Below are 20426 nucleotides of genomic sequence, written 5' to 3'. Positions count from 1 at the left end.
GGTGCCCGTTAAGCGCAACGATGGGCGCTTTGTCACCCACCACAACTCCATGATCGACGAGGCGCGCCGGCGGCGACGGGCCGGGCCGTGGCCTGGCCTGGTCAGCCCACGTTGGCAGGGCCGAGGACGCTCTTCAGGTCGCCCATGAGCGCTGTCGTCGCCGCCACCCGGAACGGACCCAGCCGCAGGGTGGTGGTACGGCCGCCGTTGAGCAGCTTGACGTGCACCTCGGTGTCGCCGGGGTGCAGCACAAGCGTTTCCTTGAGCTTCTCCATCAGCGGCGGCGTGCAGCGGTGCACCGGGATGGTGAGGGTGACCGGCTTGTTGGTGGCGCTGGTGCTGACGTCCGGCATGGACATGTCCATCGCCATGATCCGCGGGGTGTCGTCGCGGCGGTCCACCCGGCCCTTGACCACCACGATGGCGTCCTCGGCGATGTACTGCCCGATCACCTCGTAGGTGTTGGGGAAGAACAGCGTCTCCACACCACCGGCCAGGTCCTCCAGGGTGGCCGACGCCCAGGCGCGGCCCTGCTTGGTGACCCGGCGCTGCACCCCGGAGAGGATGCCGGCCAGGGTGACGACAGCCCCGTCGGGCACCGCGCCGTCCTCGGCGAGGGACGCGATGGTGGTGTCGGCCGCCGCGCCGAGGATGTGCTCCAGGCCGAACAGCGGGTGGTCGGAGACGTACAGGCCGAGCATCTCCCGCTCGAACGCCAACTTGTCGCGCTTGTCCCACTCGCTGTCGCCGATGGTCGGCATCACCGTGGTGCTGCCGGTGTCGGCGTCACCGAAGCCCGCGCCGAACAGGTCGTACTGGCCGACCGCCTCCTTGCGCTTGACATCGGCGTACGCGTCGATGGCGTCGGCGTGCACCGCGAGCAGCCCCTTGCGGGGATGGTTGAGCGAGTCGAACGCGCCCGCCTTGATCAGCGATTCGATCGTCTTCTTGTTGCAGACCACCGCGTCCACCTTGGACAGGAAGTCGTAGAAGTCGGTGTAGTCGCCCTTCTCCTGGCGGCACCGCATGATCGAGGCGACCACGTTCGCGCCGACGTTGCGCACAGCGGCCAGGCCGAAGCGGATGTCCTTACCGACCGGGGTGAACGGCCCGGCCGAGGTGTTCACGTCCGGTGGCAGCACCTGGATGCGCATCCGGCGGCACTCGGACAGGTAGAGCGCCATCTTGTCCTTGTCGTCGCCGACACTGGTGAGCAGCCCGGCCATGTACTCCGCCGGGTAGTGCGCCTTCAGGTACGCCGTCCAGTAGGAGACCAGACCGTACGCGGCGGAGTGCGCCTTGTTGAAGGCGTAGCCGGCGAAGGGCACCAGGACGTCCCACACCGCCTGGATCGCCTCGTCGGAGTAGCCGCGCTCGCGGCAGCCGTCCCGGAACGGGATGAACTCCTTGTCGAGGATCTCCTTCTTCTTCTTACCCATGGCCCGACGCAGCAGGTCCGCCTGACCGAGGGTGTAACCGGCGAGGATCTGCGCGGCGCGCTGCACCTGCTCCTGGTAGACGATCAGGCCGTGGGTGGGTGCCAGGATCTCCCGCAGCGGCTCCTCCAGCTCCGGGTGGATCGGGGTGATCTCCTGGAGGCCGTTCTTGCGCAGCGCGTAGTTGGTGTGCGAGTCGACGCCCATCGGACCGGGCCGGTACAGGGCCAGGACGGCGGAGATGTCCTCGAAGTTGTCAGGCTTCATCAACCGCAGCAGCGAGCGCATCGGCCCACCGTCGAGCTGGAACACGCCAAGGGTGTCACCGCGGGCCAGCAGCTCGTACGCGGCCGGGTCGTCCAGCGGTAGGGCCAGCAGGTCGAGCTTCAAACCGTGGTTCAGCTCGATGTTCTTGACGGCGTCGTCGATGATCGTCAGGTTGCGCAGGCCGAGGAAGTCCATCTTCAACAGCCCGAGCGACTCGCACGTCGGGTAGTCGAACTGCGTGATGATCGCCCCGTCGGCGTCCCGGCGCATCAACGGGATGTGCTCGATGATCGGCTCGGCGGACATGATGACGCCGGCGGCGTGCACACCTGTCTGCCGGATCAGCCCCTCGATGCCCTTCGCGGTGTCGATCACCTTGCGGACGTCCGGGTCGGAGTCGTACAGGCCGCGGATCTCGCCGGCCTCGGCGTAGCGGGGGTGCTTGGCGTCGAAGATGCCGGTGAGCGGGATGTCCTTGCCCATCACCGCCGGCGGCATCGCCTTGGTGATCCGGTCGCCGACCGCGTACGGGAAACCGAGCACCCGAGCCGAGTCCTTGATCGCGGCCTTCGCCTTGATCGTGCCGAAGGTGGCGATCTGGGCGACCTTGTCCTCACCCCACTTGTCGGTGACGTACTTGATCACCTCACCGCGCCGACGCTCGTCGAAGTCGATGTCGACATCCGGCATCGAGACCCGCTCGGGATTCAGGAACCGCTCGAAGATCAGACCGTGCTGGATCGGGTCGAGGTCGGTGATGCCCAGCGCGTACGCGACGAGCGAGCCGGCGGCCGAACCACGGCCCGGACCCACCGAGATGCCCTGGCTCTTGGCCCACTGGATGAAGTCGGCGACCACGAGGAAGTACGACGGGAAGCCCATCTGGTTGATGACGCCCAGCTCGTACTCGGCCTGGACGACGTGCCCCTCCGGGATGCCGTTCGGGTAGCGGCGGCCCAGCCCGGCGAAGGTCTCCTTGCGGAACCAGGACTCCTCGGTCTCCCCCTCGGGCACCGGGAAGCGCGGCATCAGGTTGTGGAACTCGAACATGCCCTTCGGGTCGACCTTCTCGGCGACCAGCAGGGTGTTGCGGCAGCCCTGCTGCCACAGCTCGGAGGAGTCGACAGCGCGCATCTGGTCGGCGCTCTTGACGAAGTAGCCGCCACCCTCGAACCGGAACCGGTTGGGGTCGTCGATGTTGCTGCCGGTCTGCACGCAGAGCAGCACGTCGTGCGCGGTGGCCTGCGCCTCGTGGGTGTAGTGCGAGTCGTTGGTGACGACCGGTGGGATGTCCAGCTTGCGGGCGATCTCGGTGAGCCCCTCACGGACCCGGCTCTCGATGGAGAGGCCGTGATCCATGATCTCCAGGAAGTAGTTGTCCTTGCCGAAGATGTCCTGGTAGCTCGCCGCGACCTTGAGCGCCTCGTCGAACTGACCCAGCCGCAGCCGGGTCTGCACCGCCCCGGACGGGCAACCGGTGGTCGCCATGATCCCCTCGGCGTGCTCGGCGATCAACTCCATGTCCATCCGGGGCCACTTGACGTAGTGCCCCTCCATGGACGCCCGCGAGTTGAGGGTGAACAGGTTCTTCAACCCCTGCGCGTTCTTCGCCCACATGGTCTTGTGGGTGATCGCGCCGTTACCGGAGACGTCGTCGCTCTTCTGTTCCGGCCGACCCCACTTGACCCGCGCCTTGTGATAGCGCGACTCCGGCGCCACGTACGCCTCGACGCCCAGGATCGGGGTGATCCCGGCGGCCATCGCCTGGTTGTAGAAGTCGTTCGCGCCGTGCATGTTGCCGTGGTCGGTGATCGCCACCGCCGGCATGCCCAGCCGGTTGGCCTCGGCGAACAGGTCCTTGAGGCGGGCCGCTCCGTCGAGCATCGAGTATTCGGTGTGCACGTGCAGATGCGCGAACGAATCGGCCATGCCTGGCGCCCCCCGGCGGTGTGGATCTTGGTGGTCGGAGCCGACCGGGACCTACCCTACCGAGGTGATCTCGACGGCTCCACCGGCCGCGCCGAGGGTCGTGGCCCGCGTCTCGTCCAGCGATCTTCACGGCCGCTCCCGGCTCGCCAGCACGAACCCTCGGACGGCTCCGCGGCCCTGACGGCAGACGTTCGGCCATGATCGATTAGGGTGCGACCCTGGCGACGTGGCAGCGCACCTACGGCGGTACGGGTGGCAGGGGCCGCGTCCGTCGCGCCCGGTCGTATGTTCGGCGAACTGCGCTGAGGAGCGGCAATGAGCGGTTGGGACATTTCGGTCCATGCGGCATATGCGGGCGGGCTCGCCACGCGCGTAGCGGAGCTACGGAGACGCTTCCCGGACGCTCTGCTGACATGTGACCTCCACGACGAGCGTCCCGGCCCCGAACTCATCTGTTGGGACGGGCATCCGCAGGAGATCTGGGTGTGGATCTTCGAGCCCGATGACCCGGCGGGGGCGCGACGTGCCCAGAACCGGCTGGAGCAACTCCTCGCGAATCCGTACGAGCTGGCCCGCATCGTGAACAAGCCCGTGGTGGCCGGTCCCAACAGCATCTTCGAGCAGGATTGTGTGACGGCGTCCAGCTACTTCGACGTGGACGGGCGGATCGAGGTCCGCAGCGGCCCTGACGACGGCATCCAGCTGTACCGGGCGTTCGGCATCGACGGCGAGGATGACTTCGAGGAACGACTGGCGATCAACCTGGCGCTCGGCGCCGCCCACGAGGCGGACCGTGACTCCCGAAAGGCGCTGGGTTTCCAGGACGAAAGCGAAGACGCTGCCGACCAGCCGTCCTCGCCCAGGACCAACTCGGATGGTCGGCCCTGGAAGCGGCCGGAAAGCGTCGACCTCCTGCTCACCATCGACCTCCCCGACGGCGACAACGAGAAGGGACGCGTCGTCCAGGAATGGTTTGAATCAGCTCGGAACTTCTTTGCCGAAATCCTGCCATCCGATGCGCTCGCCGGGGCAGCTCGCGGAGGCACCTGTGGGATCGAGGCGGTCATCGGGGCGGCGGACGGCGACGAGCAGCGATCATGGCAACTTCCCTTCTTCAACGACGAGGAATGGCGGTCGTTCGTCGGGCAGGTCGACTGGCGGACGCACGACTTCCAGTACCTGCGTGTCGGTGCTGCCGACGGTCAAGGGACCCCTGGGGTGGCTGTGCTCGACGAGGGGTCACTCGAGGTGGAGTTCTGGCAGTACCCGATGGACGGCCGGCGACGAGCGGTGCTCGGAATCACGCTGCCCCGGGCCGTCTTTGTCAGGTTCAGCGAGCGGGCGCACGCGTTGCTGCGTCGGGCCGCCGAGCACGGTGCGCTCTTCGGCATGGTCGGCATCAGCTACGGCGTGAGGCTCAAGACCGGGCTCGAGTACGCGCTCTATCTGCACTCGTCGGAGACGGTGCGATCCGTGGAACACACTCTGCCTGGCTATTCGTGGATCACGATCATTTCCGAGTCGATGGCACGGCGCCTGGGTGGCGCCGAACGACTGCGCAAGACCGGCGCGTTCGTGCGGGTCGACCATCTCGCCGGTGGCGGCTGGTGGCTGCAGGCAGCGGAGACCTTCGATGACTACACCGACGTCGCAGCCGAGCAGGTCTACTCAGCGCTGCGCCCGGCACTGCCCGAGGGCACCTACCCGTCCACCTTCAAGGACGAGTGGCGCGACTGAGCGCGGTCACGGCATGTCAACTCTCGATCATCTGGGCAGGACTCCGCGGACGGCCTCGGTGGCCTGGCACACCACTTCGGGCCAGGGCTTCACCACTCCTCCTCCGGGAAGTGGGTCGAACCGAGGAACAATCCTTCATTCAGCAGAATTAGTTGATACTCACCAGATCCCTTCATGACTTCGTAGAGACGGACCGCAATTGACTTTCCGTCCACATCATCGGCCGCGTCGACGATGATCTCGTAGGGATGACTCTGGTAAGGCTCGGTGGGCTCGTCGACGCCGTTCACATCGAACTCGTCGTTCACATAGACGCGGTGATCACCCAACTCGCCCCAGAACCGGCGACTACCCTCGGGCATCTCCCGAAGGCGGACGCCCAGAGTCTCCCCCACCTCCTCAAGCAAGCGAGGCAGATCGACAGCACCCTCCACCCGACCCACCAGAATCCCGAAGTCGCTCATCGGTCACCGACCCATCCATCCACGACCTGGCAGTGCTCGACGCTGGGATCGCAAGATAGCGCTTCCTTCCGGCTTCCTGGCGGGCACCGGTCGCCTACCGCGAACCCCGCTCAGGATCCACCCCGGGCCCGCGTCCGGTCCGCACGAAGAATGCGCCTAGGCTCGCAACATGGCCAGGTACTACGACGTTCACCCGGAGAACCCGCAACCCCGGATCATCGGCCAGGTCGCCGACCTGATCCGCGGCGGTGGGCTGGTCGCCTACCCGACGGACTCCTGCTACGCGCTCGGCATCCAGCTGGGCAACCAGGACGGGCTGGACCGGATCCGCCAGATCCGCCAGCTCGACGACCGGCACCACTTCACCCTGGTCTGCCGGGACTTCGCACAGCTCGGCCAGTTCGTCCAGATCAGCAACTCGGTCTTCCGCCTGGTCAAGGCGTCCACCCCGGGCAGCTACACGTTCATCCTGCCGGCCACCCGGGAGGTGCCGCGCCGGATGCTGCACCCGAAGAAGCGGACCGTCGGCGTCCGGGTGCCCCGGCACACCGTCACCCAGGCGCTGCTGGCCGAGCTGGGCGAGCCGCTGGTGTCCAGCACGCTGGTCCTGCCCGGCGACGACGAGCCGATGACCCAGGGCTGGGAGATCAAGGAACGGCTCGACCACCAGCTCGACGCGGTGCTCGACGCCGGCGACTGCGGCAAGGAACCGACGACCGTGATCGACCTGTCCGGGCCCGAGCCGGAGATTCTGCGCCGGGGCGCCGGGGACGTGTCGCGCTTCGAGTAGCGCGCCGGTCCGGGTCGGGTGCCGGACCGTACCGGGGCACACCGGCCGCGCCGGTCGTACGCTCGGGGATCGGCACCGGCGAGCATTGGACACCCGGCATGCCCGACGCGAACGATATCGACGCGCTGGCCTGGTCCGCCGCACGCGGCGACCCGGCGGCTCTGGACGCCCTGCTGCTCGCGGTACGCCCCGAGGTGTTGCGGCTGTGCGCCCGGTTCCTGCCCAACCGGGAGGACGCCGAGGAGGCCTGCCAGGACACCCTGCTGGCGCTGGCCAACGGCATCACCCGGTTCGAGGGACGCTCCTCGTTCCGCACCTGGCTGCACCGGCTGACCGCCAACCGGGCCCGCTCGACGTACCGCGCGCTGCGCCGCCGCTGCCGGCTGGAGGCCGGCGGGGTGCCCGTCCCGGACCGGGCCGACCCGCGGCGGACCAGCGTGGTCGCCGGCACCCGCCTCGACCTGCTCGACGCCTTCGACGCGGTCCACCCCGAGCTGGCCGAGGTGGTGGCCCTGCGCGACGTCCTGGGGCTGAGCTATCCCGAGATCGCCGCACTCATCGACGTGCCGGTGGGCACTGTGAAGTCCCGGCTGCACCTGGCCCGCCGGCAGGTGCGGCAACGGCTCGGCGTCGACCAGGGCTGAGCCGGTCGGTCGGCGGTGATGACCAGGGAGCGGGCCGCGATGATCTCGCTGCGCCGTGCCGTCACCGGTGCCGTCATCGCGGTCGCGGCCACCGTGGCGGTCACCGCCTGCGGCAGCGACGCGGTCTCGCCGCTGCCCGTCCAACCCGGCCGGCCGCCCCCGTCGACGTCAGCGTCGACACCACCGAAACCGGCGACGCCGATGACGACACCTCCGGCGACATCCCACCCCGTCGGGTCGCCGTCCCGGCCGCCGTCGACAGCCGGGCGGCCCGTGCCGATGCCGCCCACACCGACGATCGGGAGGGGTACGCCCCGAACGACTCCCCCGTCGACCGACGCGCCCGCCGCGTGTCAGGGCGCGGTCCGCTACGACCTGCCACTTGCCGAGACCGAGCTCAGCCTGTTGGGCTCGCTCTGCTTCGCCACCGGCGCGGTGCTCCGGATCCAGGGCATCGGCCCCGGCCTGGTAACTGTGGACCGTCCGGAACTGGTCAGCCAGCACTACGAGGCAGGGGTGGTGGACATCAGGTTCGTCCGCCCCGGCACTGTCGACGTCACGATCCCGCAGCCGGACCGGGCGTACACCATCACGGTGGTGGTCCGCTGACCCGGGGATGGTGCCACCGGTCACCGGCTCATGATTCTCCGCCACCGGGACAGCTACACACCTGCGGCGGCCGGGCGCGTTCAGCCGCACCTACCGCAGGCGTACGCCGGCGAGCAGAACGTCCACGAAGTCGGGTGCACCGTCCACGGGTGGCACGATCTGCGCGTACAGCAGAGCGGCGCGGCGGGGATGCCGCCCGGCGGCCTCGACGATCCGCGGCCGGCCCCGGTCGCAGCGGTAGGTCACCACTGTCCACTCGACGCCGGCCTGCCGGGTGGTGCGCGCCGCCGTGTCGGCGCAGTCCCCGTGCGTGCGTTCGGCCAGGAACCCGGCGGGTGTGGTGCGCGCGGCCACGCTGACGGAGACGCCGACGAACGCGCCGGGCACCCGGGGATCGGCGGCCCACCGGCGGGGCTGCGGCGACATCACCAGAGCCGGATCCGCTTCGCCGTCGGCGCCGTACTGACCGGCCCAGGCCGTACCGGTCGCCGACCAGCCGTCCGGCAGTGTCACGCTGAGCGGTCCGGCGGTGTACGTGCCACCACCGGGCGGCCCGGCCCCGACGCCGCCCGGCTCGGGACCCACCACCACGACGGCCGCCACCACCGCCACGGCCAGCGACAACCGGTGGCGGCGACGGGTCACCGGTACCGGTCGCGGCGACTGCCGCACCGGGTTGGTGGCCCGGTTCAGCGCGGCGTGCAGCGCTGCGGCGTCCGGGTACCGGTCGGCCGGCCGGTGGGCGGTGGCCCGCAGGAGCACCGCCGCCACCGGTGCCGGTACGCCGGCGCGCAGTCGCAGGACGCCGCCCGGTCGGGGCGGGTCGGGCGGGACGCCGTGGGGATCGGCGGCGAGCAGCCGGATGCCGAGCCGGCCGAGCCCGTACACGTCGGCGCGGGCGTCGACAATCGCGCCCGGATCGTCCTGCTCCGGTGCCATGTAGCCGGGGGTACCGGCCGGTGCGGTGAGGCCGGAGGCCGTGGCCAACGCCTTGGCGAGACCGAGGTCGGCGATCAGGACGCGCTCGGTGCCGGTGCCCGCGCCGGTGGAGTGGAACAGGATGTTGCCCGGGGTGAGATCGCGGTGGACGACGCCGTGCCGGTGCAGCACTGTCACGCCCGCGCAGACCTCGCCGAGCAGGCGCAGCGCCGTCGGGCCGGGCATCGGGCCGCTGGCCAGCCGGTCCCGCAGGCTGCCCCCGTCCGCCCAGGCCAGCACCGCGTACGGCCGGCCGTCGGGCAGTTCACCGACGGCGTGTACCCGGACCAGCCGCTCGTGCTCCAACTGCCGCAGCAGTCGGGCCTCGTCGCGGAAGCGTTCCCGGACCCGCAGGTCGTGGCTCCAGTTCTCGGCCAGGACCTTGATCGCCACGTGCGCGTCGAGCGCCGGGTCGTAGCCCAACCAGACGGTTGCGAACGAGCCGACGCCCAGCAGCCGTTCGACGGCGTAGGGCCCGATCCGCAGCGGAGCGGTCACCGTGTCACCCCCGCCGCACTGTCGGTAGGCGTTTCTCTGCACAGTAGACCGGCTCGGTCGGCAACCCGACGAACCATTGGCCACCGCGCGGTGACTAACAGGGCAGGAGACCCATCACCGAAGGAGCCACCATGAACCGTCTCTGGATCGTCCTCACCGCCACCGCCGCGCTGGCGTCCGGCACACTTACCGTCGCCGGTCCGGCCCCGGCGGCAGCGGCGGCCGGCAACACCGCGCCAGCCTCGGCGCGTGCCCCGTACGCCGCCGCGATGACCACCGAGCACGGTCACCCGCGGGTGCTCGGCGTCGGCGGCGCCGGGGTGTACCGGATCGGCGCCAGCCTGGCGGCGTTGACCGCGGCCGGGCGGATCGACTGGACCGCCCCGGGCTGCGCCGGAGTGGTGAACGCCGGCGTGGCCGGTTCCTGGGCCGGCGTGCTCCTGCTGGCCTTCCGCGACGGCCGACTGGTGGAGGTCGGCACCGCCACCGCGCCGCCGCGCTCCCCCGCCGGGGCCTCGGTTGGTATGTCCTTCGACGAGTTGGAGGCGATCTACGGATCGCGGGGCGCGCTGATCCGCAACGACGCGGGGACCGCCGAGGCGTACCTGGTCCGGCTCGGTTCGCGGGTGGAGCTGTTCACCGGGCACCCGATCCGGCCGGGTGTGGGCTACTTCCAGGTCGGTCTGGCCAGCTACGTCGAGCGGAACTTCCGGCAGGGCGGGACCTGCTGAGCAGCGTCTGGGGCGGGGCGTCCGGTGTCGACCGGGCGCCCCGTTCGCGCATGCCGCGCCAGATACGTTGTTATCGGCGTAGACAACACTGTGTGGCACACAGTATGGTGTGACACATGGTTAGCGAGGACGTTCTACGGACGCACCTGCAGGAGTTGCGTCGAGGCACCGTCGTGGTGGCCAGCCTGGTCGCGCTACGCCGACCGGACTACGGCTACGCACTACTGCAACGGCTCACCGACCACGGCTTCCCGGTGGACGCCAACACGCTCTACCCGCTGCTGCGCCGGCTGGAGGACCAGGGGCTGCTGACCAGCGAGTGGAACACCGAGGAGAACCGGCCGCGCAAGTTCTACCGGACCAGCGACGAGGGCGAGTCGATGCTGAGCCGGCTGCTCGACGACCTCGCCACCGTGCAGGCCTCCATCGCCGGGCTGATCCAAGGAGTGAACCGATGAACACCCTGACCAACCGCTACCTCGCCGCCACCCTGCGCTCGGTGCCCGCCCAGCGTCGCGACGAGATCGCCACCGAGCTGCGGGCCTCCATCGACGACATGATCGAGGGCCGGACCGACGGTGGCGCGGACCCCGCCACCGCCGAACGGGAGGTGCTCACCGAGCTGGGCAACCCCGACGTGCTGGCCGCCCGGTACGCCGACCGCCGGCTACAGCTCATCGGCCCGACCTACTACCTGCTCTGGCTGCGACTGCTGAAGCTGCTGCTCAGCTTCATCCCGGCGCTCGTCGGCACGATCGTCACAGTGGTCGAGGCGGCCGAAGGAAAGGGCTTCGGGGCCATCGGGCCGGGCATCGTCGCGGCCATACAGGTGGCCGTGCAGATCGCCTTCTGGCTCACCCTGACCTTCGCCATCATCGAGCGCACCCAGACGGCGGTGGACCTGCCGGAGTGGACTGTGGACCAACTGCCCGACGCCCCGGCGCACCGGCGCATCCCCCTCGCCGACACCATCGCATCGGTGGTCATGTTGGTGCTCACCATCGGCTACCTGCCCTTCCAGCACTACAACTCCTGGGTGCACGAGACCGACGGCGGCAACATCCCGATCCTCGACCCGGCGCTGTGGTCCTTCTGGCTGCCGGCGCTCATCGTCGTGCTGGTCGCCAGCGTGATCTTCGAGGTCGTCAAGTACCGGATCGGGCGCTGGACCTGGGCCCTGTTCGGCACCAAGCTGCTGCTCGACCTGGCGTTCACGGTGCCGGTGGCGTGGCTGGCGCTCTCCGACCGCCTGCTCAACCCGGCCCTGGCCGAGCGCCTGAGCTGGGTGGCGGAGGCGGACAACCGGCACTCCCTCGGCCTGGCCATCGCGGTGGGCGCGGTCGCGATCGTGGTCTGGGACCTGGTCGACACCGCCCGGAAGACCCGCCAGCAGACGACCTCATGAGCGACACCAGAGCAGGCGGCCCGGCGCGTACCCGCGTCGGGCCGCCGCCCGCTCACCGGACCCGCCGGCACGGGTCGCCCGCTCGACCGGCGGCGCGGGCGGCGTGGCATCGTTCCTGGATGACCGTGGCACCGCGAGACGACTGGCGCCGACCGGGCCCCACCACCCAGCAGCGCCGCAACGACCTGTGGATCGGGCTGGCGGTGACCGGGTTGGCCCTGGTCAGCCTCACCCTGGCGCGCAGCACGGGGGCGTTCCTGCTGGGCCCGCCGCCGTCCGGGCCGGAGCAGTTGTTCTGGACCGTCACGGTGACGCTGCCGCTGGTCTGGCGACGACGCTGGCCGGTCGCCACCCTGCTGGTCGTCGCCGTGGTGTTCATCGCCGCGCAGGCACGCTCGGCCCCGGAGACCCAGTTCTCCGCCTGGGCGCTGTTCTGCGCGCTCTACACCGCCGGTGCCTGGGGCACGGATCATCAGCGGGCCCGCCAGGTGCGGCTCGGCGTGATCGCCACCATGTTCGCCTGGCTGGGCATCTACTACGCCGTGATGATCGACCACATTCCCGCCGACGCCTTCGACGAGGCGGTCGGTCCGGTGCCACCCGTGCTCGCCGCCATGGTCACCGGAGTGCTTGTCAACCTGCTGACGCTCGGTTTCGCGTACTTCTTCGGTGAGACCGCCTGGGTGGCCGCGCGCCGCGAACACGAGCTGCGTACCCAGGCCGAGGACCTGCGTCGGTCGCAGGCCGAGTCCCGGGAACGGGCGGTGCTCGGCGAACGGGTCCGGATCGCCCGGGAGCTGCACGACGTGGTCGCCCACCACGTGTCGGTGATGGGAGTGCAGGCGTCCGCCTGCCGCCGGGTGTTCGACCGCGATCCCGGCAAGGCCCGCACCGCGCTCAGCGCCATCGAGCAGAGCGCCCGCACCGCTGTCGACGAGCTGCGCCGGATGCTCGGCGTGCTGCGGACCCCCGGCGCGGCCGACGCCGGGCCGCCGGCCGGCGGCGACGTCGACCGGATCGGTGAGCTGGTCGAGCGCGCTCGGGCCGCGGGCCTGACGGCAACCCTCGGGGTGTACGGCGCACCCGTCACGCTGCCCGAATCGGTCTCCCAGGCGGTGTACCGGGTCACGCAGGAGGCGGTGACCAACACCCTGAAGCACGCCGGCGCGGACCTGCTGGACGTGCGGGTCCGCTACCTGGCCCGGGAGGTGGAGGTCGACGTGACGGACAACGGGCGAGCCGGCGGCCGGGTCAACGCCGTCGGGCTGGGCCTGATCGGGATGCGCGAACGGGTAGGCGCGCACAACGGCGACCTGGAGGCCGGGCCCCGAGCCGGCGGCGGATGGCGGGTACGCGCCCGCTTCCCGCTGGCGACGGCCGAGCCGCTGGCCGACGCGGAACGGGAGCCGCACCACGACCGGGAGCCAGCCGTCGTGCGGGAGCCAGCCGTCGGCACGGGACACGCGGCATGAGCGCCACGCCAGCCCACCAGAGGTCGGGCCCGGGTCAGCCCATCCGGGTGCTGCTCGCCGACGACCAGCACCTCGTCCGCACCGGCTTCCGGGTCATCCTCGAGGTGGAGGACGACATCGAGGTGGTCGGCGAGGCCGCCGACGGTGAACGGGCCGTCGCCATGGCCCGAGCCACCCGCCCCGACGTCGTACTCATGGACGTGGAGATGCCCCGGATGGACGGCCTGGAGGCGACCCGGCAGATCACCGCCGACGGGCCCGGTGGGCCGGCGGTGCTGATCCTCACGACCTTCGACCGCGACGACTACCTGTTCGCCGCGCTGCGGGCCGGGGCCAGCGGGTTCCTGTTGAAGAACGGCACACCGGAGGAGCTGATCGAGGCGATCCAGGTGCTGGCCAGGGGCGATGGTCTGCTCGCTCCGGAGATCACCCGGAGGGTGATCTCCACATTCGCCCGACCCGGAGACCCGGCGGGCACCGCCCACCGGGGGCCGGAGGCGGACGCCGCGCTGGCCGGGCTGACACCACGGGAACGGGAGGTGCTTGTGCTCCTCGCCGCCGGATCGAGCAACGCGGAGATCGCCACCGCCATCCACCTGGGCGAGGCGACGGTGAAGACCCACGTGAGTCGGGTGCTTGCCAAACTCGGCCTGCGCGACCGGGTGCAGGCGGTGGTGTTCGCCTACGAGAACGGGGTGGTCCGGCCCGGCGGCTGAGCGCCGTCCGTCGCGCGGCGGACCCGCCGCTCACCCACCGGGCGGACGGCGGGGCCGGAGATTCGATCTAGCGTGGGTGCGTGACCAGAACGCTTCGTCTCGACGGCATCGACCGCAGCTTCGGCGACCGGCAGGTGCTCAAGAACGTGTCCTTCGAGGTGGCCGCCGGCCGGATGACCGGCTTCGTGGGCGCCAACGGCGCCGGCAAGACCACCACCATGCGAATCATCCTGGGCGTGCTCGCCTCCGACGCCGGCGAGGTGAGCTGGGGCGGTGCCCCGCTGACCCGGCAGGACCGGCGACGCTTCGGCTACATGCCGGAGGAACGCGGCCTCTACCCCAAGATGACCACTCGGGAGCAGGTGACCTACCTGGGCCGGCTGCACGGCCTGGACGCACCCGCCGCCCGGCGGGCCACCGACACCCTGCTGGACCGGGTCGGTCTCGGTGAACGCGGCGACGACCTGCTGGAGACGCTGTCGCTGGGCAACCAGCAACGCGCGCAGATCGCGGCAGCGCTTGTGCACGACCCCGAGGTGCTGGTGCTCGACGAGCCGTTCTCCGGCCTCGACCCCCTCGCCGTCGACACCGTCGTCACAGTGCTGCGGGAACGGGCCTCGGCCGGCGCACCGGTGCTCTTCTCCAGCCATCAGCTCGACGTCGTGGAACGCCTCTGCGACGACCTGGTGATCATCGGGGACGGGGTGATCCGGGCCGCCGGCAGCCGACAGCAGCTACGTGACTCGTACACAGTGCCCCGCTACGAGCTGGTGGTGGCTACCGACGCCGGTTGGGTACGCGACCAACCCGGGGTGACCCTTGTCGAGCTGGACGGCCCGCGGGTCGTCTTCGACCTACCGGCCGACGCCGACGAACAGACAGTGCTACAGGCCGCCCTGGCGCGCGGTCCGGTCCGCGCGTTCCGCCCGGTCAGCCCCTCCCTCACCGAGATCTTCCGAGAGGTCACCCAGTGAACATCACCCAGGCCACCCGGCTCGTCGCCGAACGGGAGATCCGGGTCAAGCTGCGCGACCGTACCTTCCTGTTCGGCACCCTCTTCTTCCTGCTGATCGCGGCGGCGGGCACCATCCTGCCGCCACTGCTCTCCGGTAGCCCGGACACGGTGGCGGTCACCCAGCAGGCCGCCGGGCCGCTGCGGGACGCCGGACTCGACGTCCGCGTGGTGGCCGACGACCGCGCCGCCGAGCAGGCCGTCCGCGACGGTGACGTGGACGCGGCGGTGGTCGCCGGTCCGAAGGTCCTCGCGATGGACGAGCCCCCCACCGACGTGGTCCAGGCGTTGAGCAGCTCGCCGCCGGTGCAGTTGCTCGACCCGGACGCGGTGGACCCGGTGGTGGCGTTCCTGGTGCCGTTCGTCTTCGCGTTCGTCTTCTTCATCACCTCGCAGACGTTCGGTCTGCAGATCGCGCAGAGCGTCGTCGAGGAGAAGCAGACCCGGATCGTGGAGATCCTGGTCGCGGCGGTGCCGGTGCGGGCGCTGCTGGCCGGGAAGGTGGTAGCCGGCGCCATCCTGGCGTTCGCGCAGATCGCGTTGATCGCGGTGGTGGCGGTGATCGGGCTCCAACTCGGCGACAGCGGCGGTCTGCTCACCCTGCTCGCCCCGGCGATCGGCTGGTTCGTGCCGTTCTTCCTGCTCGGTTTCGTGCTGCTCGCGGCGATGTGGGCGGCGGCCGGGGCACTTGCCAACCGGCAGGAGGACATCTCCGCCGTCTCCACGCCGGTACAGCTCGCTGTCATGCTGCCGTTCTTCGCGGTGATCTTCCTGAACGACAACGACACGGCGATGCGGGTGCTGTCCTACCTGCCGTTCTCGTCGCCCACGGCCATGCCACTGCGGCTGTTCACCGGTGACGCGGCCGGCTGGGAGCCGTTCGTCTCGCTTGTCATCCTGCTGCTCGCCGCCGGGGCGTTCGTGCTCGCCGGGGCTCGGGTGTACGAGGGGTCGCTGCTGCGCACCAATGGCCGGACCTCCCTGCGGACCGCCTGGCGGGAGCGGGAGACGATCGGCTGAGCCGACGGTTCGGCCGCGGGCGTCGGTGTCCTGATCGGACGCCGACGCCCGTTCGGGCTCAGCGGGCGGGCGGCACCCGGTCCCAGCCGGCGGGCAGCGGCGGCGCCGACCAGGAAGGGTCCGGCTGCCACTTCGCCCACGCCGGGTCCCACCAGCGCTCGCCCGCGTCGAGCAGCGCCGCGATCCGGTCACCCTCGGCCCGGATGGCGTCGCCCATGCCCGGGTAGCGGCCCTCGACGAGACGCTGGGCGAAGATCTCCACGTCCTTCCAGACATACCGGTCGGCATCCGCGCCCCACCACAGGTCCAACTCGTGGTCGAGGGTGTCCACCCCGATGGCCGTACGCCGTACCGGGTCCTGGAGGTTGAAGTACCAGCCGGCGAAGTCGCGCCCGGGGCCGGTCCAGAAGACGTCGACGGAGTGCGCCTCGCCGGGGCGTTGCAGCATCAGCTTGCCGTGCCCGGACCAGGAGCGGTGCCCAGCGGTCTCCCACGGGTGACGCCCGCACGGGAAGACACCCGCCGTCGGGAAGCCGAACTCGGCCCCCGGTGGGAGGTAGAGGGCGAGCAGGTCGGGTGAGTCCTCGACGACGATCGTCGGGCAGCCGAACCACACCTCGCCGCGCAGCACCTCCCGCCGCACTACCGCGTCACCCGGCGCGAACCGGTGCACCACCATTTCCGCCGGCACGTCCTCGCTCACCGAGGCAGCGTACCCGCTGGCGGGGTGCCGACCCGGCGTGGGCGCTCGGGCGGGATGAGTCGGAATTCCGGGGACGACCGTGCGACATCAGCTGTCATAGCATCCCCGGGTGACAGCCCATATCGTGCCCGAGGGCCGGTCCGCACGATCCACGAAGGAGGCCTGGTGGAGCCGATGCGCGACCCTCGGGCGGCGCTCAACCACATCACCGAGGCGCTCGTCTTCGGCTACCGATGGGACCAGCAGCGCCGGACGTTCATCCTGGTCACCGAGTTTCCGGTGCGGTCGGCGGGCAGCATCCGAGAGTTCGCCGCGTTCGTCTTCACGGACGTCGACGTCGAACGCCTGGCCGGGGACCTTCCCGCCTACCAGCGGTTTCAGGAGGCGTACGACGGTGTCGGGCCCGGCGGCATGGTCGTGCAGGACGTCCAGCAGCGCGACGTCGAGCCGGATCGGCACCAGGTAGAGCTGTGGTTCGGCGACAACTTCGGCGGCGTGGTCGTCGTCTTCAGCGCGCTGGCCGGCTACACCCGCGGGTCGACGGCCGAGCAGGTCGGGCCGCGCCAGTGGGTCTACCGGGACGTCCACACCGACGAGCGCTTCGACATCGACTTTCCGTTCCCGGCCCTGGTCGGCCCGACAGCGCGCGGCGGGGGCCGCTGACGTCCACCGGACGCCCGGCCCGGCGGACGGCAGCGGCAACCGCGCGGGTCAGGCGTCGACCGCCGCCATCACGTCGTCGCTGACGTCGAAGTTCGCGTAGACGTTCTGCACGTCGTCGCAGTCCTCCAGGACGTCGATCAGCTTGAAGATCTTGCGCGCGCCCTCCTCGTCCAGCGGGATGTTCATGCTGGGAACGAGAGACGACTCGGCCGACTCGTACTCGATGCCGGCGTCCTGCAGCGCGGTCCGCACCGGGATCAGGTCGGTCGGCTCGGACACCACCTCGTACGCCTCACCGAGGTCGTTGACCTCCTCGGCACCGGCGTCGAGGACCGCCATCATCACGTCGTCCTCGCTGGTGCCCTCCTTGGGCACGATCACCACGCCCTTGCGGGAGAACAGGTACGACACCGAGCCGGCGTCGGCGAGCGAACCGCCGTTGCGGGTCAGCGCGGTGCGCACCTCGGTGGCCGCCCGGTTGCGGTTGTCGGTGAGGCACTCGATGAGCATGGCCACGCCGTTGGGCCCGTAGCCCTCGTACATGATCGTCTGCCAGTCGGCGCCGCCAGCCTCCAGGCCGGAGCCGCGCTTGACGGCGCGGTCGATGTTGTCGTTCGGCACCGAACTCTTCTTCGCCTTCTGGATGGCGTCGAAGAGCGTCGGGTTACCGGAGGGGTCGCCACCGCCGGTCCGCGCGGCCACCTCGACGTTCTTGATCAGCTTGGCGAACATCTTGCCGCGCTTGGCGTCGATGACGGCCTTCTTGTGCTTGGTCGTCGCCCACTTTGAGTGGCCGGACATCTTCTACCTCCGTTGCTACCCGCCGTCTGCATCGACCGCACCGCGCACGCCCCGCTTCCGCCGGCGCACGCGGAGGCGCCGGTCAGCCCTGGTGGAAGCCGTGGCGGGCAGATGGCCCTGCCGAATCTCCGCAATCCTACCGACGTCCCCGGGGTCGCTGTCATGCACCGCGCGCCACCGCTTTCCCCACACCCGCCCGAAACGGGCAGAAACGAGGAAAAGCGAATCAGACCGCGAAGCCGTACGACCCAGCACCGTGCACTCGACCACCGAGCGCTCGTCGCATCGGTCATCCAGCCCGGCCCGGTAGCGCTGGAACGACTCCATTCCGGGCAGCGGGCCGGGCAGGTCCGGGCCGGTCGGCCGAGCGAAGTGCTCGGGACCAGGTCACGACCTCGGCGAGCATCCTCGACAGCTCCGCCTCCCTGCCGTCACCGGGCGCGAAGCGGCCGGCGTTGCGATCACCAGGGTCGGCCCCGGAGAAGTCGAAGTCGGTGAAGATCGACAGTGCCACTCCCGTCGGCACCACCACGCAGCGCACCTCGGTCAGAATCGCCCCAAGGTGGTCGGCGGCCCGGTTGCCGCCCTGCACGCCGTAACTCAGTACCCCGGCCACCTTGTCGGCCCACTCCGCGTACAGGTAGTCGATGCCGTTCTTGAGCGCGGCCGGTATCGAGCGGTTGTAGTCCGGGGTGACGAAGACGAAGGCGTCGCAGGCGTCCACCACGGCCGCCCACCGCCGGGTGTGCGGACGCCGGTAGTCGCCGAACAGCGCGGGCACCGGCTCGTCGAGCAGCGGCAACTCCTGCTCCGCGAGGTCGACTAGCGTGACGACGGCGTCCCCTGCGCGTACCATTTCGTGCCGCTCGGCCACCTCCATCGCCCAACGGCCGATCGCGGCGCCGCGCCGGCCAGGACGGGTGCTGCCGACGATCAGACCGATCCGCAGTGGTCCTGCGCTCTGTGCGTTAGTCATGACCACGATCCTCTGGGCGACGGGACGGGCCGGGGAGACCGCGGCGAGGATGGCCTTGCCAGGGCCACCCACCGGCCGGTGCCGACTGCCAGACTGGGTCGATGATGGACGGAGAGCTGGGCGCGTTCCTGCGCAGTCGCCGCGAGGCACGACGGCCGGCCGAGGTCGGCCTCACCGAGGGACCCCGTCGACGTACGCCCGGGCTGCGCCGGGCCGAGCTGGCGACGTTGGCGCAGGTCAGCGTCGAATACCTGACCCGGCTGGAGCAGGGCCGCGACACCCGGCCGTCGCCGGAGATCCTCGCCGCCCTCGCCGACGCCCTGCTACTGGACAGCGCCGACCGGGCACACCTGCGGCAGCTCGCCTCGGCCCAGCACGCCCGGCAGCTCTGCTCGGGCGACCGGCCAACGGTGTCCCGCACCGTCCGGCCGACCGTCCACGCCGTGCTCGACGCGCTGCGCGACACCCCGGCGTACGTGCTCAACCGGCTCGGCGACGTGCTGGCCTGGAACGAGCCGTTCGAGCTGGTGGCCCGCCCACTGGGTCTCCTGGACGGGTCGCGACCGAACCTGGTCTGGTACGTGCTGACCGACGCACGCGCCCGCGAGCACTACCCGCAGTGGTCGGCGCTGGCCGACCAGCAGGTCGCGGACCTGCACCTGCTGCGCCATGGCGACTCCGCCACCGACGTCTTCGCCGAGCGGCTGGCCCGCACCGTGGGCGCGCCGTTCACCGACCGGTGGCAGCGGCGACCGGTGGGCGCCACGCGTACCGGACTGTTGCGGATCCACCATCCGGCGGTGGGTCTGCTGAGCCTCAACTACGAGACGGTGGAGCTGGCCGAGGCCGACGCGCAACGGTTGGTCGTACACCTGCCCGCCGACGCCGCCACCGCCACCGCGCTGGACCGGTTGGCGGGCCGCCGCCCCGGCCACCTGCACGCGGTCGCCAGCTGACGGACCGTCACCTGGCGGTGCGGACCAGGTCCACGAAGTACGCGTGCACGCGCAAGTCACCTGTCAACTCCGGGTGGAACGAGGTGGCCAGCAGGTTGCCCTGGCGGACCGCCACGATCCGGTCGGCCGCCGGCCCGCCGGTCACCGACCCGATCACCTGAACGCCGGCACCGACCCGCTCGACCCACGGCGCCCGGATAAACACGGCGTGGAACGGCTCCCCCGGCACCCCGGTGATCTCCACCGGCGCCTCGAATGAGTCGACCTGCCGGCCGAACGCGTTACGCCGCACTGTCATGTCGATGCCGGTAAAGCCCCGCTGGTCTTGTCGCCCGTCGAGCACCTCAGCCGCCAGCATGATCATGCCCGCGCAGGAGCCGTAGACCGGCATACCGTCGGCGATGCGTTTGTCGATCGGCTCGCGCATCTCGAAGATGTCCGCGAGTTTGCTGATGGTGGTGGACTCGCCGCCGGGGACGACCAGGCCGTCCACCGCGTCCAGTTCCGCCGGCCGGCGGACCGGGCGGGCGTCCGCGCCCGCCGCGGACAGCGCCGCCAGATGCTCCCGGACGTCCCCCTGGAGCGCGAGCACACCGATCACGGGTACGGCCATCCGTCG

20 protein-coding genes are annotated in these 20426 nt (G+C 70.6%); 13 read left to right on the top strand and 7 right to left on the bottom strand.

Annotation, left to right across the window (positions count from 1 at the left end; all coding sequences use genetic code 11):
• Positions 1 to 101: 101 nt before the first annotated feature.
• On the bottom strand, positions 102 to 3632 hold the full coding sequence (gene dnaE / locus AB0B85_RS27715; RefSeq protein ID WP_357411898.1) for a DNA polymerase III subunit alpha: 3531 nt from the start codon (positions 3630 to 3632) through the stop codon (positions 102 to 104).
• 315 nt (positions 3633 to 3947) lie between these two features.
• Here dnaE and AB0B85_RS27710 point away from each other — a divergent pair, with 315 nt between their 5' ends.
• Entirely contained in the window at positions 3948 to 5369 is a 1422-nt protein-coding gene (locus tag AB0B85_RS27710) for a hypothetical protein (protein WP_357411897.1), read from the top strand.
• A gap of 89 nt (positions 5370 to 5458) precedes the next feature.
• Here AB0B85_RS27710 and AB0B85_RS27705 read toward each other — a convergent pair whose 3' ends face one another.
• On the bottom strand, positions 5459 to 5833 hold the full coding sequence (locus AB0B85_RS27705; RefSeq protein ID WP_357411896.1) for a hypothetical protein: 375 nt from the start codon (positions 5831 to 5833) through the stop codon (positions 5459 to 5461).
• A 169-nt stretch (positions 5834 to 6002) separates the two neighbouring features.
• Between AB0B85_RS27705 and AB0B85_RS27700 the strand changes: the two genes are divergently transcribed.
• The 3 genes from AB0B85_RS27700 to AB0B85_RS27690 all read left to right on the top strand — a co-directional run bounded on the left by AB0B85_RS27700 (position 6003) and on the right by AB0B85_RS27690 (position 7876).
• On the top strand, positions 6003 to 6623 hold the full coding sequence (locus AB0B85_RS27700) for an L-threonylcarbamoyladenylate synthase (protein ID WP_357411895.1): 621 nt from the start codon (positions 6003 to 6005) through the stop codon (positions 6621 to 6623).
• Between the two features lie 98 nt (positions 6624 to 6721).
• Positions 6722 to 7267, top strand: a complete 546-nt coding sequence (locus AB0B85_RS27695; RefSeq protein WP_357411894.1) for an RNA polymerase sigma factor — start codon at positions 6722 to 6724, stop codon at positions 7265 to 7267.
• Positions 7268 to 7285: 18 nt separating this feature from the next.
• Entirely contained in the window at positions 7286 to 7876 is a 591-nt protein-coding gene (locus AB0B85_RS27690; RefSeq protein WP_357411893.1) for a hypothetical protein, read from the top strand.
• Between the two features lie 90 nt (positions 7877 to 7966).
• Here AB0B85_RS27690 and AB0B85_RS27685 read toward each other — a convergent pair whose 3' ends face one another.
• A complete protein-coding gene (locus AB0B85_RS27685) occupies positions 7967 to 9352 on the bottom strand; it encodes a serine/threonine-protein kinase (protein WP_357411892.1) in 1386 nt (461 codons plus the stop codon).
• Positions 9353 to 9483: 131 nt separating this feature from the next.
• On the opposite strand from AB0B85_RS27685, the gene AB0B85_RS27680 reads away from it, so the two are divergent.
• The 7 genes from AB0B85_RS27680 to AB0B85_RS27650 all read left to right on the top strand — a co-directional run bounded on the left by AB0B85_RS27680 (position 9484) and on the right by AB0B85_RS27650 (position 15708).
• Entirely contained in the window at positions 9484 to 10083 is a 600-nt protein-coding gene (locus AB0B85_RS27680; RefSeq protein ID WP_357411891.1) for a hypothetical protein, read from the top strand.
• 116 nt (positions 10084 to 10199) lie between these two features.
• A complete protein-coding gene (locus AB0B85_RS27675; protein WP_357411890.1) occupies positions 10200 to 10541 on the top strand; it encodes a PadR family transcriptional regulator in 342 nt (113 codons plus the stop codon).
• Positions 10538 to 11488, top strand: a complete 951-nt coding sequence (locus tag AB0B85_RS27670; RefSeq protein WP_357411889.1) for a permease prefix domain 1-containing protein — start codon at positions 10538 to 10540, stop codon at positions 11486 to 11488. The genes AB0B85_RS27675 and AB0B85_RS27670 overlap by 4 nt, the downstream gene beginning before the upstream one ends.
• A gap of 119 nt (positions 11489 to 11607) precedes the next feature.
• Positions 11608 to 12960 (top strand): sensor histidine kinase, encoded by a 1353-nt coding sequence (locus tag AB0B85_RS27665; RefSeq protein WP_357411888.1) that lies wholly within the window; start codon positions 11608 to 11610, stop codon positions 12958 to 12960.
• Positions 12957 to 13676: a response regulator transcription factor gene (locus AB0B85_RS27660; protein WP_357411887.1), complete on the top strand. Its 720-nt coding sequence runs from the start codon at positions 12957 to 12959 to the stop codon at positions 13674 to 13676. The genes AB0B85_RS27665 and AB0B85_RS27660 overlap by 4 nt, the downstream gene beginning before the upstream one ends.
• 80 nt (positions 13677 to 13756) lie before the next feature.
• Positions 13757 to 14650, top strand: coding sequence for an ATP-binding cassette domain-containing protein (locus tag AB0B85_RS27655; RefSeq protein WP_357411886.1), 894 nt, complete (start codon positions 13757 to 13759; stop codon positions 14648 to 14650).
• A complete protein-coding gene (locus tag AB0B85_RS27650; RefSeq protein ID WP_357411885.1) occupies positions 14647 to 15708 on the top strand; it encodes an ABC transporter permease in 1062 nt (353 codons plus the stop codon). The genes AB0B85_RS27655 and AB0B85_RS27650 overlap by 4 nt, the downstream gene beginning before the upstream one ends.
• Positions 15709 to 15766: 58 nt before the next feature.
• On the opposite strand, the gene AB0B85_RS27645 is transcribed toward AB0B85_RS27650, so the two are convergent.
• Positions 15767 to 16411 carry a DUF402 domain-containing protein gene (locus AB0B85_RS27645; protein WP_357411884.1) on the bottom strand — a complete coding sequence of 215 codons (645 nt, stop codon included), beginning with the start codon at positions 16409 to 16411 and terminating at the stop codon, positions 15767 to 15769.
• A 165-nt stretch (positions 16412 to 16576) separates the two neighbouring features.
• Between AB0B85_RS27645 and AB0B85_RS27640 the strand changes: the two genes are divergently transcribed.
• On the top strand, positions 16577 to 17074 hold the full coding sequence (locus AB0B85_RS27640; protein ID WP_357411883.1) for a hypothetical protein: 498 nt from the start codon (positions 16577 to 16579) through the stop codon (positions 17072 to 17074).
• A 48-nt stretch (positions 17075 to 17122) separates the two neighbouring features.
• Here the strand turns inward: AB0B85_RS27640 and AB0B85_RS27635 are convergent, their stop codons facing one another.
• Together AB0B85_RS27635 and AB0B85_RS27630 are read right to left on the bottom strand one after the other, a co-directional pair.
• Positions 17123 to 17875 (bottom strand): YebC/PmpR family DNA-binding transcriptional regulator, encoded by a 753-nt coding sequence (locus AB0B85_RS27635; protein ID WP_357411882.1) that lies wholly within the window; start codon positions 17873 to 17875, stop codon positions 17123 to 17125.
• Positions 17876 to 18164: 289 nt separating this feature from the next.
• Entirely contained in the window at positions 18165 to 18851 is a 687-nt protein-coding gene (locus tag AB0B85_RS27630; RefSeq protein ID WP_357411881.1) for an NADPH-dependent FMN reductase, read from the bottom strand.
• Between the two features lie 101 nt (positions 18852 to 18952).
• Between AB0B85_RS27630 and AB0B85_RS27625 the strand changes: the two genes are divergently transcribed.
• Positions 18953 to 19807, top strand: a complete 855-nt coding sequence (locus tag AB0B85_RS27625) for a helix-turn-helix transcriptional regulator (RefSeq protein ID WP_357411880.1) — start codon at positions 18953 to 18955, stop codon at positions 19805 to 19807.
• A 7-nt stretch (positions 19808 to 19814) separates the two neighbouring features.
• Here AB0B85_RS27625 and pdxT read toward each other — a convergent pair whose 3' ends face one another.
• Positions 19815 to 20420 (bottom strand): pyridoxal 5'-phosphate synthase glutaminase subunit PdxT, encoded by a 606-nt coding sequence (pdxT, locus tag AB0B85_RS27620; RefSeq protein WP_357411879.1) that lies wholly within the window; start codon positions 20418 to 20420, stop codon positions 19815 to 19817.
• Positions 20421 to 20426 lie beyond the last annotated feature (6 nt).

It is taken from the genome of Micromonospora sp. NPDC049044 (genome assembly GCF_040649215.1).
Taxonomy (GTDB): Bacteria; Actinomycetota; Actinomycetes; order Mycobacteriales; family Micromonosporaceae; genus Micromonospora.
The sequence above is the reverse complement of the archived record's forward strand: the minus strand, read 5'-3'. Positions and strand labels throughout refer to the sequence as shown.